The organism is Ruegeria sp. AM9 (assembly GCF_056540565.1).
The window spans coordinates 259,828-272,878 of record NZ_JBQFWY010000004.1 but is presented as its reverse complement, the minus strand read 5'-3'; the positions used below and the strand labels follow the sequence as shown (position 1 = coordinate 272,878).

The window sequence follows — 13,051 nt, the reverse complement described above, 5'->3', positions numbered from 1 at the left end:
TCCGCCAGATCGCCGACTGGATCATCGAAGTGGTCGATGGCCTGGCCGCCAATGGCGAGGACGGCAACGGCGAAGTCGAAGCCAAGGTCAAAGCCGAGGTCGCAGACCTCTGCGCCAAATTCCCGATCTATCCTAACTTGTAATTGGGTTTAAAATCAAAGACCTGAGCGGCGCCTTTTGGGCGCCGTTCTTTTTTGCCGCAGGTCAGATGAACCCCTGCCATCGCAGAAAAACGATCAGCAGCACAAACAAGGCCAGCAGATTGAACGCCAGCCCGCCCAGCATCCCCAGAAACCACCCCAGTCGCCGATCGGCACGGTTGATACCACTTAGATGCGCTTGAACCTCTTCGGACGCGCGCGCGAGTTTCGGAGTATCCAGCACCAGCCGCAGCTTGGGATGTGCCGCCATTTGCTCGGCATTCGCCAGCATCAGCGCCTGCTTGTATATACGTCGGGGCAGCAGCCGTTTGGCCTTGCGGATCGAGACCGCCAGCGTCTTGTCCTTCACACCCAGTTTCTTGCGCAATAACTGAACCGTTTGCGCAATCTGGCTTTGGATATCTATACTTTCCGACATGGCGGGGCCTCCGAAGCTGCCAACTTAACCCCCATAGGCGAAGGCGACAATGGGGCTGGTTGTTTCGGATCGCGGCAGGTATCACAGCCGCATGCTGAACACGATCATACATGGCGAACCGACTGCGAACCCACCTCTGCTGATTGCCCATGGGCTATATGGTTCAGCCCGGAACTGGGGCGTGATTGCCCGGCGTCTGGCGGATGAGCGGCAGGTTGTAGCCGTCGACATGCGCAACCACGCCAACAGCATGTGGACCGATCAGCACAGCTATCCCGAATTGGCCAATGATCTGGCCGAGGTGATCGAACATTTCGGCGGCAAGGCCGACGTGGTGGGTCACTCGATGGGCGGCAAGGCGGCGATGACGCTGGCCCTGCAACATGGGCATCTGCTGCGAAAGCTGGTGGTGGCCGATATCGCACCGGTGACCTACACACACAGCCAGATTCAGTTCATCGAAGCCATGCGCGCCGTCGATTTCTCGGCGATCGAACGGCGCTCGGACGCGGCGCAACAGCTGGCCGATCAGGGCGTCGAACCGGCATTGCAGAGCTTTTTCACGCAATCGCTTGATATCAAGGGAAAACGCTGGCTGCTGAACCTCGATGTTCTGGCGGCCGAGATGCCAAAGATCATGGGTTTTCCGGAACTGGACGGGTCGTGGGGCGGCCCGGCGCTGTTTCTGTCGGGCGGAGATTCGGAGTATGTCCTGCCCGAGCATCGCGATCTGATCCGTGCGCTGTTTCCGGCTGCCAAATTCGCGAAAATCCCCGGCGCGGGCCATTGGCTGCACGCCGAAAAACCCCGCGAGTTCGAAGCCGCCGTCCGGGCGTTTCTGAACGCCTGATCCTCAAGAACAAAATTTACCCTCCGGCACTTATCACCGGAGGGAAATCTCGTTAGCAGAGGGTACGGGCAGGTCTTTTGGCCAGCCCGTTACTGTTCGCGGAAGGCGCGCGACATGCTGTCTGTCACAGGTTTCGCGATATAGGCTGCGAATGTGCGCTCTTCGGTCTGGATCATGATCTCGGCGGGCATACCTGGGGTCGGGATAAAGCCCCGCACGCGCTCGATCTCTTCGGGCTCCAGTGAGATACGAGCCAGATAAACCTCTTGCGGTGCACCGGCGGAATCCTCGATCACCGAGTCCGCCGACAGATAGAACACCTGTCCGTTCAGCACCGGCGTCGTCCGCTGGTTCAGGGCGATCAGACGCACGGTGGCGTCCTGCCCGGTCACGACACTGTCGATCTCGGTGCGCGGGATTTGCGCTTCGATGATCAGGGGGGCATCTGCGGGCAGAATCTCGGCAATGGGTTCACCGGTTTCGATCACACCACCGGGCGTGTGATAGTGCAGCCGCACCACCGTGCCAGTCACCGGAGCACGCACGACCGCGCGGTCCAGAACACTGCGGGCCTGACGGGCTTTTTCGCGGACACTTTCCAGATCCGCTTCGATCACACCCAGCTCGTCCAAGGCCGCCTCACGATAGGCTGCCCGGGTACGGGAAATCTGTTCTTCGTATTTCAACAGCATCTGGCTGATTTCAGCCGCCTCGGCCGCTAGCCGCGCCTGCTGGCCTTCGGCTTCGGCCTGAACCCGGCGAATGGTGTTCAACTCGCCCTTGCGCACCAGCCCTTTTTCGAAAAGCGCCTGCTTGGTATCGAACTCTTCCTGAAGGATTTCCGACCGCCGCACCATGCTCTCCAACTGCGCCTGGAACCCGCTGGAGCGAATGCGCAGAGCTTCCATGTTGCGTTCCAGCAATGCGATGTCGTTCAGCAGGGTCTTGCGGGACAAGTCGAAGGTGATCTTCTGCCCGTCAAGGATGCTCATCACTTCGGTATCATCCGAAGCGGTGATCAGGTTCGGAGAAAACTCCAGCCGTTGTTTTTCACCGTACTCGGCGCTCAGGCGTTCCGACATCGCCTGCAGGCGGATTTTACGAATGAACAATTCGCGCTCATTGGCTTCGGCCGAAGTCTGGTCCAGCGTCATCATCACCTGCCCGGCCTTGACGGACTGACCTTCGACAACCTGGATTTCCTGAATGATTCCGCCTTCCAGGTGCTGAACGATCTTGTTGCGGCCAGTGGCGACAAAGCTGCCCTGCGCAATCACCGCAGCCGCCAGAGGCGCACGGAAGGACCAGACGCCAAAGCCGCCAAAGCACGCAATCAGCAGGACAAATCCGACAACGATCAGACGATTGATCGAGCGCGGCACCTCGGCGTACCAGACCGTCGGATCCTTGGGGTCGTTGTTCACGGGTACCAGTTCATTCATATCGCACCCCCTTACTGCTTCTGAATGCCGGGCGCATTGTTACGCGGCCCGTTCAATTGTTGCAGAACCTGTTCACGATGGCCAAACAGCGCCACCCGGCCATCCGTCAGCAGCATGATCTTGTCGACCACGTTCAGCAGAGTTGGCTTCTGGGTGATCACCACCACGGTGATTTTGCTTTCCTTGGCCTGCTCGATGGCCCGCGCCAGCGCCTTGTCGCCAGCGACATCCAGGTTCGAGTTCGGCTCGTCCAGCACCACCATCCGCGGATTGCCGAAGAAGGCGCGTGCCAGCGCGATGCGCTGTTTCTGACCGCCAGACAGCGGTGAGCCGTCCGCGGCCACCACGGTTTCATAGCCCTGCGGCAGCGTCGCGATCATGTTGTGCACATCGGCCAGAACGGCGGCGTCGTGGATTTGCTCATCCGTCGCGTCCGAGCGCATCCGGCCGATATTGTCCTTGATAGTGCCGGGGAACAGCTGCACGTCCTGCGGCAGGTACCCGATACTTTCGCCAAACTGACGCGGGTCCCAGTTGCGGATATCCATCAGGTCAAGGCGGACACTGCCCGATGTCGGCAGGATCGAACCAACCAACGTTTTACCCAACGTGGTTTTACCCGCACCGGAATTTCCGATGATTGCCAGCGTCTCGCCCGGATTCAGCGAGAAACTGATCCCGTTCAGGACGACGCGCTTGGTGCCGCCGGGCACGTAAAGCAGGCGCTCTACGTCCAGTCGGCCTTCAGGGCGCGGCAGGCGCAGTTTTTCGAATTGCAGCGCCGAGTTGGACAACAACTGATTGATCCGCCCAAAGGCCCCGCGCGTCAGCAGGAAGCTGTTCCACCCTTCGATCGACCCTTCGATCGGAGCAAAAGCACGGCCTGCGATGATCGAGGCCGCGATGACCATGCCGCCGGTAATCTCGCCCTGCAGCGCCAGAAATGCGCCCCAGCCCAGAATGGTGATCTGTGTCAGCAAACGCACCGCCCGGGAAATGGCGGCGAAAATCACGTTCCGGTCCTGCGCCCGAACCTGCCATGTCAGGGATTGCGCGGTGTCGCGGCCCCAGATGCGCACGGCCTCGGGGATCATGGCCAGAGCGTTGATGATCTGGCTGTTTCGCGACATCGAGTCCAGATGCAGGTTGGCCATGGATTGCGCCTTGTTGGCCTCGGCAAAGGGCTTGGCCGTCATGCGCTGGTTGATGAATGCAATCGTCATCAACAGCAGGGCCGTGACGATCACGATCATCCCAAGCTGCGGATGCACTAGAAAGATCATCAGGATGAACAAGGGGGCGAAGGGCACATCAAGGAAGGATATCAACGTGCCCGACGTCAGAAATCCGCGTACTTGTTGAAGGTCGCCCAGTGTTTGATATTCACGCCCGCTGCCATGCAGCGAGGCATGCGCCGCCGCACTGAGGATCGGGGCGCCCAGACGGGCGGCAACCTCGACCGCAGTCCGCATCAGCATGAACCGCCGTACCGCGTCAAAGGCCGATTGGAAAATCACCGCCCCGGCGACAATGGCCGTCAACATGATCAGCGTGTCCAGCGATCGGCTGGTCAGAACACGGTCACTGATCTGGAACAGATAGATCGGAATCGCCAGAATCAGGATGTTCGTCGCGCAGGTCAGAACCAGTACAAAGGCCAGATTGCGATAGATCGCCCGCAACGAGGTGCGCAGCGTTTTGCGAAAATCCTCGGGCGGGGTCCGTTTGTGAAATGTTTGGGGTGGCCCTTTCCCATCGCCGCCACCTGGATTGCTGCGCAGCAATGGTTCATTTGCTTTGGCCTCGATAGTGGTGCCCATGCGATCACCGCCATTCGAGCGCGACGCGGGGGGTATACGGTCGCTCGTCTTGTTGACGGGTTCGGGATCGGGGCTCTCAGCGTCGGCCACCCCAGCGCCGCTGCCCTGTTGGTCACTGTCTTCGGCAGGCTGCGGCTGCTTGCGCCGGGGGGGAGGTCCGGCGCGCAATTGCGGTTCCTCTTTCGCTTGAAGATGAGCTGGTTTTGCTTTCACGGTATTTTCGGCGCTCGCATCGCTTTGGGCGACTGCCTCCCGTTTACCGTCTTGCGGATCACTGATGCGTAATTCTTCGCTAAGGCGTAATCCGGGGGTTTTCTTAGATTTCTTATCAGACTGGCCCGCGCGAGGCGGTTTTGAAACGCCGCCGCCGTTACGATCCAATGGACTGGCGTATCGACTCGGGCGCGACGGAAAAACAATCGACATGTCAAAACTTTCAGGTCACTCGTAACAAACAGGGTTACTACGCTAGCATAGTTTGCAGGCCGTCGTCGATGGCTGCCATCTCAGAGGAGGTCAGAGTAGAGGCGCCGGACTGGTTTTCAGCGTCGCCTGCTGCATCGACCTCTTCCATCAGGATCGCGATCGCTTCGTTGACCAGCTCACTGTTTTCCTCTTCCGGGCTGTCGATCAGGCTTGCCTGATGCAACATCACTTCCGAATACTCTTCTTCCTGCGCCATAACGACAGAGTCGACGCCAATTTTGTGCACATTGGCCGAGTTCAGGAGCGCGTTGCCGGCACCCAGGGCGGAAACTTCTTGCCCGCCGGGGGTTTCGACATAAACGTCGTCATCGTCCTGCAGCAGGGTCACCTGTTCGATCACGTTGACCTGCAACAGGTCGCCCTCGATCTTGAGAACCCGGATCAGTTCGGTTCCGGCATACATGGGATCGTTCAGCAGTGCATCCTCGAGCGCATCGGAATCGACTTCCTGCATACCGATGGTACTGGCCATGCTCTGGCTCAGCGCTTCGTGGGTGTCTTCACCCTCGGCCGTCAGCGAGACCTGATTCATCACCAGATTGTCTTCTGCATCGGTCGGGCTTGCACCATGAACCACATCACTGTCCATCAAGACGATGGTCTGGTTCACAACATCGATCGAGATCATGTCACCGCCGATGATGATCAGGTCATAGAAAGTGCCAAGCTGAAGGATATCGGTCACGTTTGTCAGGATGTTTTCACCCAACGTATATGCAGTGGACGATGCCGTGATTTCAGTGGAAATTTGATCGATATCCGTGGCGTCGATAACTTGCTTGATAAAGTTCGTCACCAACAGGTCACCGCTGATCCAGTCGATCATAACAATCGGATCTTCGCCTTCCTCGTCGGCGACATTGTCTTCCAACCATGGGGCAACACTCGATTCAGAACTGATTTCTGACGCCTGAACCACATGCGTTTCACTCTGGACGCCATCCTCACCTTCGTCGACGTCCACAACAACAGCGACCTGGCTTACCACGGTCAGGTTCACCGAGTTTCCGCCAACCACGATATTGGGTGCGTCAACCCAACCCACAGAGACCGAAACCTCGTTGACGGCCCAATTGCCGCCCGCGACGACGGAATGGCCGTCCTCGAAATCGGGGTCTTCAGACTGATCCCACTCGGCGGGCAACGCCTCGGAGATCTCGTCCTCTTCTTCTTCCTCGATGTCCGCTTTGTGGTGCTCTGGGATCAATTCCAGGAAATCAGGCATTTCATCGACATGCTCGCCGTTCACGATCATGCCCGTGGCGCCCTCACCCAGGAACTGATGCACCGTGACACCGTCAACTTCGACATTCACGGGCGAATAAATCTGATCCAGCAAAAGCTCGACCGCTTCGCCGGTCTGGTAATCCAGAATATGGATCGACGGGGTTGAAATCGCGTGCAAGGACTGCGCCACCTGCAGCATCCCCTCACCCTGCGCCATCAGCGCCTCGACGTCGCGGAAGTCCCCTTCACCCACGGTGTCGTTGTCATTCAGGCGAATTTTCTGGACCGTGTATGTCACCGCCGAGCCGATCAGTTCGGTAATGAAAACCGGCTTCATCACGATGTTGATCTGCGTCATGGCCGCAAATTGCGCATCGGGAAAATATGCATCCGGGCCAAAAGCCGGGCCAGAGGACACGCTGGAGTCATGGATCGGGCCAGGGATCGGAGGTGGTGGGGGTACGTCGGCTTTCACGTCGGCAAATTTGTAGGGCAGCGGGTCGTATTCACCCGGGTCCATCTTCAAATGTGCTTTAACCTGAACTCGTGTCGGATCTTCCAGTTCTTCAAGTTCCGCTTTCCGTCTCAGAGCAACAAATTCTTCATACTGATCACGCCACCGGGCCTGCTCGGTCGTTAACTCAAATGTTCCAACGAAATGTGCAATCTGTTCCGTAATACTGTCGAGAGACATTTTTGTTTTCCTTTCCCCGCCCCGGCCTAAAATTTCCGGATTAGGTTCAGCTGGGCCGAGGCCGCCTGGTGCGGCCCCGGCGTTTTCTTGGAAGGGGTAAGAGCCCGCCGAAGCGGGCTCTGTTTCCGTTTATACGTCGGTGTCGTCGCTGGAGTAGCTGGACGACATGTTACCGCCAACCATCGTGGTATCGACATCGTTGCCAAGAACGTTGGCACCCATGACGATCGACTGGTTGAAGGCCGATGTGTCAACTACCGCAGCAGCCGATGCGTGCGACTCGCCGTTCACGATGCCGTCGCCACCGTTGTTCGAGCCCCAGGTTCCAGCGTTGCCACCGGCACCACCAGCGCCCGAGTTCGCGCCCCATGCATCGCCGCCGTCAACAGCGCCGCCAAAGGTGTTGCCCGTTTCAGCCATCCCGTGTGCGTTACCGCTGGTTCCGCCGAATGCCTGAGCAGCACCGCCGCCGCCACCGATGCCCGACTCGGATGTGCCTTCAGAATGGCCGTATCCGGTCGAAGTCGCATCGTTGTCCGAGTTGCCGGCACCGCCGTAACCCGAGATCGCCGAGGCCAGGCTGTCTGCGCTTCCGTCAGTGTCCGCTTTCGCGAATACTTCGGAATCTCCGCCGTAACCGGCGTCGTTGTCGGCATCTACAGAACCGGTGCCGGTGGAGTTCGCATCCTGATCGAGTGCGCCACCGCCGCCGCCGACGCCATTAGCCGTCGCCGTACCGATTCCGTCCGCGTCTGCAGTACCGTCGGTATCGTTGGTTCCACCGTTGCCGGCTTTCGAGTCCGCGTCCTGGTCGTTGCGGGCCGTACCGTCGACATCACCAGCAGTCGGGGTAACAACCGGACCAGTAGCGTCCTGATTGCCTACGCCTTGGGCGTCTGCGTCAGCATCGACGTTACCGCCGTTGCCGTTACCGCCATCGCCGTCACCGCCAGGACCGTCACCACCGGTACCGTCACCACCGCGGCCTTCACCAGCGTCACCGCCACCTGCTTTGACGTCACCACCATCGTTGGTGTCACTACCGCCGTTGTCGGCATCTGCGTCGCCTTTGTTCAGACCGACCAGACCGTTAAGCTGCTTATTGGCTGCAACTGCTACGTCAGTTTGGTTGGCATCGCCGGCGTCACCGCCGCCACCGTTGGCGTCGCCGCCATCACCCATGGCACCGCTGCCTTCGCCGCCGTCACCAGAACCACCAGTACCGGTTCCGCCGTCGGTGTCTGTGATACCTCCGGCACCAGCACCCGCGAGGCCGAGACCGATGTTGCCACCCGAAGCGTTTTCATTCCCTTCGGCTTCACTTTCGGCATCGTTTTTGGCCAAGCCAATGTTGCCGGCACCGCTGTCGCCGCCATCTGCGCCGTCAGCCGATGCATCGTTGTCAGCAAGTGCTCCGCCTTTGGCAAGCGCAACGCTGTCATTGTCACCACCGGTCGACTGACCGCTGTTGCCAGCGCCCGACAGACCCAGGCCCAAGCCCAGCGATGCAGCAGTTCCGCCGTCACCACCGGCGCCGTCGACATCCGACACGTCGGACGAACCGTTGTTGTTGGCATTGGATGCGCTGGCCGCATCACCAGAGTCGCCACCGTATCCGTCACCATCGGCGCTTGCGTCCGACTTGCCAACGTTCAGACCCAGGGTCTTTGCGTCACCCGAGTCGCCACCGTCTCCGGCATATGCGTCAGCATCAGCATCGCCGGTTTCACCGCCGTCAGCATAGGCAGAGCCGCCCTTGGTGAATGACAGAGCCTTGCCGCCTTCGGTTGAGCCGCCATCACCGGAGTTTCCTCCGTCCGCTTGCGATCCGATACCTTCGTCGGCGTAAGCTTCACCGCCATGGGCGTTACCTGACTGCGAGAAGTTACCATAGTCATTCGAGACACTGGCGTTACCCAGATGGTCATCGTCACTCAACTCAGCCAGTTGGTTGTTGATCGACAACATATCGTTGCCTTCGCCGTTCAGCGAAATGTCCAGGTTCATATCGTCGCCCGGATCATAGTCGAAGTCATTGCCAACAGAGATAACGTCTTCGACAGACCCAACGTTTTGCAGATCGACATCGATCTGATCATCGTCGCGCGGAATCCATTCGCCGCCGCCAAAGTCGATATTGACTTGGTTCGAGTTGTCGTTGTCATTGTCGCCGTTTTTCTGGGCTTGCTTCTGGCCTTGATCCTGACCCTGATCGTTGTTGTTTTTCACGTCGTTGTCGTTCTTGTTGTCAACGTCGTTTGCGTTATCAACGTCGGTCTTCTGACCCTGCAGCTGACCCTGTTGCTGGCCCTGATCCTGGTCATTGCTGTTGTCGTTGTCTTGCTTGTTCACATCAGCATCAATTTCAGCGTGCTTGATATCCACGTCTGCTTTGACCGGAACATATGCCTTGTCGACATTAACTTCGCCGATTGCGGTATTATTATACGGTTGACGTTTAGCCATTTCAAAATTCCACTTTTTAAGCGCACGACCGTCATTCATCTACAAAACGGCTACTGGCGCAGTTGAAACAAAATTTAAGCATTCAAGCGCAACACGCGCATGATGCGGTCTTGTTCAGTGAATTCGTCTCGCACCTCCCTTTCCCGGCTAAGCCGATGTGTTGCCCGCTGAATTGATAAGTCGCGTAAATGCGCGATTCGCAGGCACGTCAGGAAATTTGCTTCCCAAATTGAAGCAGGATCATGGTCGCAGCAGGAAGGCGGCGTGAATAGCTGCCCTAAAGCATTAGACAGGTTATCGATTTGATTTTAATCGCAAACTTTAGAAGATTATCGGGAAAAGCCGGGCGCAGGCACGAAAATGCGGCGGAAATTCGGCCAATCGGTTAAAACCATATTTTTGCACTACTTTTGCGAGAAGGCCGATGATGGACCTATACAAAAGTTCTAGTCCCTATCGGCAGGACAACACGGAATGTTGATGAAAAATAGACTTTAAGGTATAGTTACTAAGCAATAGCAGTTAATTTACCGTTAATTTACGCTCCGCGTTTTGTTTACGATTTCGCCACAGATTTGGTGGCGTGTGTTTATAGGGGGAAGTTATGAGCAATCCGTTGCAGGATAGTGTTGCCCAAATAAATGTTTGTTCCGAGGATTTTTCGATCAACTTCATCGGCAAAGAACTGTTCTACTCCAATCAAACTCTACGAAGTGTTCAGTCGGAGTTCGGCGTGTCCGCGCACCGCTATGAAGATGTCGCCGATCTGAAAGCGACAGCTGAGCCGGGATCGCTTGCTGGCACGGTGGTGGTGGTTGATCAGATCATGCTGGATGATCTGCTTGCCCGTCCGAGCGCCTATACCGAGGCCGCGGGGACAGGCTGCCTTGCTTTTGCATACCGCAAAGAAGACGCCGCACGGACTTTGTTCGAGACCTGGGACCGAGCCCAGTTCGGAGATATCGGATACCTGCCGATGAACGTTGCGCCGGATGTGTGGCGCTCGATCCTGCGACTGCTGATGCATGAAGAGCTTTACCTGCCCAGCTTTCTGGCCGATTGCGTCTCTGCGCCCCGCCGCCCTCACAGCAAACCCCGCCTGCTGAGCGAAAGCCGCGCAGAGCCGACATCGAAGCCAAGGGAACCTCATCCGGTTTATTCGCGGCTGACGCGACGGGAAAAGCAGGTACTGCAATTGGTTTCGAAAGGTCAAAGCAACAAGATCATCGCGGCGAACCTCGGCATTACCGAACACACGGTGAAGCTGCACATGCACAATGTTGCGGGCAAGATTGGTGTCAGCAACAGAACGGCGGCCGCGCAGTTCTATTTCGAAGTGACTGCAGATCAAACGCACGGCCAGACCGTTGACTGAAACACTAGAATCCCGTTTTGACCGCCTGATCTTGCTGGTCGGCAAGTTGAATTACATGTGGACCAACACTGAAAGCTTGTTGATCCACCTGATTGCCGGCCTGAGCGGCACCAACAAGGATATCGCGGTCATCATCTTCCTGACCCTCAACACCACACGCGCCCGGATCGATCTGGTCGAACGTCTGGCCAAGATGGAAGGTCGACCAGCCGAAATCCGCGATCCGATCCTGGAGCACACCCAGCGACTGAGCAAACTGTCCTTTATCCGCAACAGGTACAATCACTGCATCTACTCGTTCGATGCCAACAGCGGAAACCCCAAGACCATCCTGATGCGGATTGCGGATCGAAAGACAGACATAAAACTTGGGCGCGAAGACACCGTTGACGAGAAGGCCATTCAGGAGATCGAGGACATTGTCGCGCAGCTCTCGACCGCGAACCGCGACATCTGGCGCCTGATCACTCAGTTGGGTTTCCCGGTTTGACGGGGTGAGTGGTGCGGATGGCGGGGATCGAACCCGCAAGTCCTAGGACGAGGGATTTTAAGTCCCTTGCGTTTACCAGTTTCGCCACATCCGCGCGTCACCGAGGCCTCGGGGCCAGTGACGTCTGAAACCTCTTACTGCCAACCAAACTGATTGAAAAGCCGCTAAGTGGGCCTTTGCAAAGGGAACCGATAGAACCTTCCTGCCAACCGGGCCGACATTCGCCTTTGCCCGTCCTTTCACACAGAAGGGAAAGTGGGGTCGTTTCAGATTTCACAGTGCTGATTTGACGATCTTCACCGCCCTTGCGTACGGCAATTTTCACAAAAACCCGCCGGTCACCAACGCCAGCATCCATTCACATCAGTCTCTTGAAAAGTGGTGCCCCCACACGGACTCGAACCGCGGACCTACTGATTACAAATCAGTTGCTCTACCAGCTGAGCTATAGGGGCACTTGGTGTCGATTACTTTCTCTTGTTGTGGACTGCAAGCCCATATTTTTATCTTAACTTAGGGATTGGCGGATTTCCTGACAGCATAAAGAACGCTTTGTCCATGACGGCGCGGGTTTGACTGTTCCGGTCGCAGACTGTAACCCGGCAAGCGGGGCAAAAAGCAAGGACAAGAACCGAAAATGCAGGTTGCTATCCACGCAGGCGCAGCTTTTACCGACGAAGGTCGGGTGTTGGCCTCGTTGACAAAAAACGCACCCGCCTTGGCGACACACGGGGTCGCTCTTTTTGGTCCACGACGATACAACCGCGCGTTCAAGCCGGCATTTGACAGGCTCGAAGCCGCACCGGACGTGTTCTCCGTCCCGCCAAGTTTCAATAGTATTCTTCCGGGCGGCGGCGACAACCGGCGTGCAGTATACTCAAACCGCAGTTTTGCTGGTGACCCGGAATCGGCGTTGCGGGACGGGCAGTTGTACCCTCTTGCAGGCCGCAGAATGGCCTTGCTGGAACATGGCTTTCACGATCACCAGGTTGAGCTATTCATTGGGCTGAGAAATCCCGGCAGCTTTGTCCCAAAATTGCTGATGTCTCTGCCTCAGGAAGCGCGCACCAACGCAATGCGGGATACCGATCTGAGCTGCCTGAGCTGGATTGGCATGATAGAAGACATCCGTGATCTTGCGCCCAGTGTTCAGATTACATTGTGGAGCAACGAAGACACCCCCTTTATCTGGGGCGATATCATCCGTGCCCTGGCTGGCCTTGACGAAGACACACCCGTAGAAGGCGAGCACGATCTGTTGCTTTCATTGCTGGACGAAACAGGCCGGAACGAAGTGCTGACGCTGACCGATCCGGATGCCGGGCACAGCAAGGTGAGTCTGCACGAAAACATGGCTCGGATATTCGAAGAACATGCTCAGCCGGAAGAAATCGAAGAAGAGCTGGACCTGCCCGGTTGGAGCACCGAGATCGTCGATGCGTTTTCCGAACTGTATGAGCAGGATCTTGAACGGCTTGGCGCAATTCCCGGAGTTCGGGTTCTAAAGCCCTGATCGCGTCCCGGGAAACCGGAATTGCGTAGGCACCCGGATCATATCACGCACGACCGGCAAAAGTGATGACCCAAGTTGCAGTCACTTCAACGCCTTCATGAAGGGGAAA

Annotated in this window: 9 protein-coding genes, 2 tRNA genes and 1 pseudogene; 5 read left to right on the top strand and 7 right to left on the bottom strand. The window is 57.4% G+C overall.

Translation table 11 applies throughout. The features are described from left to right. Positions 1–143, top strand: a pseudogene (glyA, locus tag ACR0DO_RS10695) (serine hydroxymethyltransferase); the annotation flags it as partial. 61 nt (positions 144–204) lie between these two features. Here glyA and ACR0DO_RS10690 read toward each other — a convergent pair. Continuing rightward, on the bottom strand, positions 205–579 hold the full coding sequence (locus ACR0DO_RS10690; RefSeq protein WP_480558568.1) for a hypothetical protein: 375 nt from the start codon (positions 577–579) through the stop codon (positions 205–207). 49 nt (positions 580–628) lie between these two features. Between ACR0DO_RS10690 and ACR0DO_RS10685 the strand changes: the two genes are divergently transcribed. After that, a complete protein-coding gene (locus ACR0DO_RS10685; protein ID WP_480558566.1) occupies positions 629–1,429 on the top strand; it encodes an alpha/beta fold hydrolase in 801 nt (266 codons plus the stop codon). Positions 1,430–1,518: 89 nt separating this feature from the next. Here ACR0DO_RS10685 and ACR0DO_RS10680 read toward each other — a convergent pair whose 3' ends face one another. The 4 genes from ACR0DO_RS10680 to ACR0DO_RS10665 all read right to left on the bottom strand — a co-directional run bounded on the left by ACR0DO_RS10680 (position 1,519) and on the right by ACR0DO_RS10665 (position 9,564). Continuing rightward, on the bottom strand, positions 1,519–2,871 hold the full coding sequence (locus ACR0DO_RS10680; RefSeq protein WP_480558564.1) for an HlyD family type I secretion periplasmic adaptor subunit: 1,353 nt from the start codon (positions 2,869–2,871) through the stop codon (positions 1,519–1,521). A gap of 11 nt (positions 2,872–2,882) precedes the next feature. After that, the gene (locus ACR0DO_RS10675; RefSeq protein WP_480558562.1) at positions 2,883–4,781 is read right to left on the bottom strand and encodes a type I secretion system permease/ATPase; all 1,899 of its coding nucleotides are present in this window, start codon (positions 4,779–4,781) and stop codon (positions 2,883–2,885) included. Positions 4,782–5,154: 373 nt separating this feature from the next. Beyond that, positions 5,155–7,098 carry a type I secretion protein gene (locus ACR0DO_RS10670; RefSeq protein WP_480558560.1) on the bottom strand — a complete coding sequence of 648 codons (1,944 nt, stop codon included), beginning with the start codon at positions 7,096–7,098 and terminating at the stop codon, positions 5,155–5,157. A gap of 129 nt (positions 7,099–7,227) precedes the next feature. Next, positions 7,228–9,564, bottom strand: coding sequence for a hypothetical protein (locus tag ACR0DO_RS10665; protein ID WP_480558558.1), 2,337 nt, complete (start codon positions 9,562–9,564; stop codon positions 7,228–7,230). Positions 9,565–10,168: 604 nt separating this feature from the next. Here ACR0DO_RS10665 and ACR0DO_RS10660 point away from each other — a divergent pair. Both ACR0DO_RS10660 and ACR0DO_RS10655 read left to right on the top strand, forming a co-directional pair. Then, positions 10,169–10,939, top strand: a complete 771-nt coding sequence (locus ACR0DO_RS10660) for a helix-turn-helix transcriptional regulator (protein WP_480558557.1) — start codon at positions 10,169–10,171, stop codon at positions 10,937–10,939. Further along, positions 10,932–11,429 (top strand): hypothetical protein, encoded by a 498-nt coding sequence (locus tag ACR0DO_RS10655; RefSeq protein ID WP_170445072.1) that lies wholly within the window; start codon positions 10,932–10,934, stop codon positions 11,427–11,429. The genes ACR0DO_RS10660 and ACR0DO_RS10655 overlap by 8 nt, the downstream gene beginning before the upstream one ends. 9 nt (positions 11,430–11,438) lie before the next feature. Here ACR0DO_RS10655 and ACR0DO_RS10650 read toward each other — a convergent pair. Further along, positions 11,439–11,523, bottom strand: a tRNA-Leu gene (locus ACR0DO_RS10650). A gap of 285 nt (positions 11,524–11,808) precedes the next feature. Further along, positions 11,809–11,884, bottom strand: a tRNA-Thr gene (locus ACR0DO_RS10645). Positions 11,885–12,066: 182 nt separating this feature from the next. Between ACR0DO_RS10645 and ACR0DO_RS10640 the strand changes: the two genes are divergently transcribed. Beyond that, positions 12,067–12,942 carry a hypothetical protein gene (locus ACR0DO_RS10640; protein ID WP_480558555.1) on the top strand — a complete coding sequence of 292 codons (876 nt, stop codon included), beginning with the start codon at positions 12,067–12,069 and terminating at the stop codon, positions 12,940–12,942. The last annotated feature ends 109 nt before the right edge of the window (positions 12,943–13,051 follow it).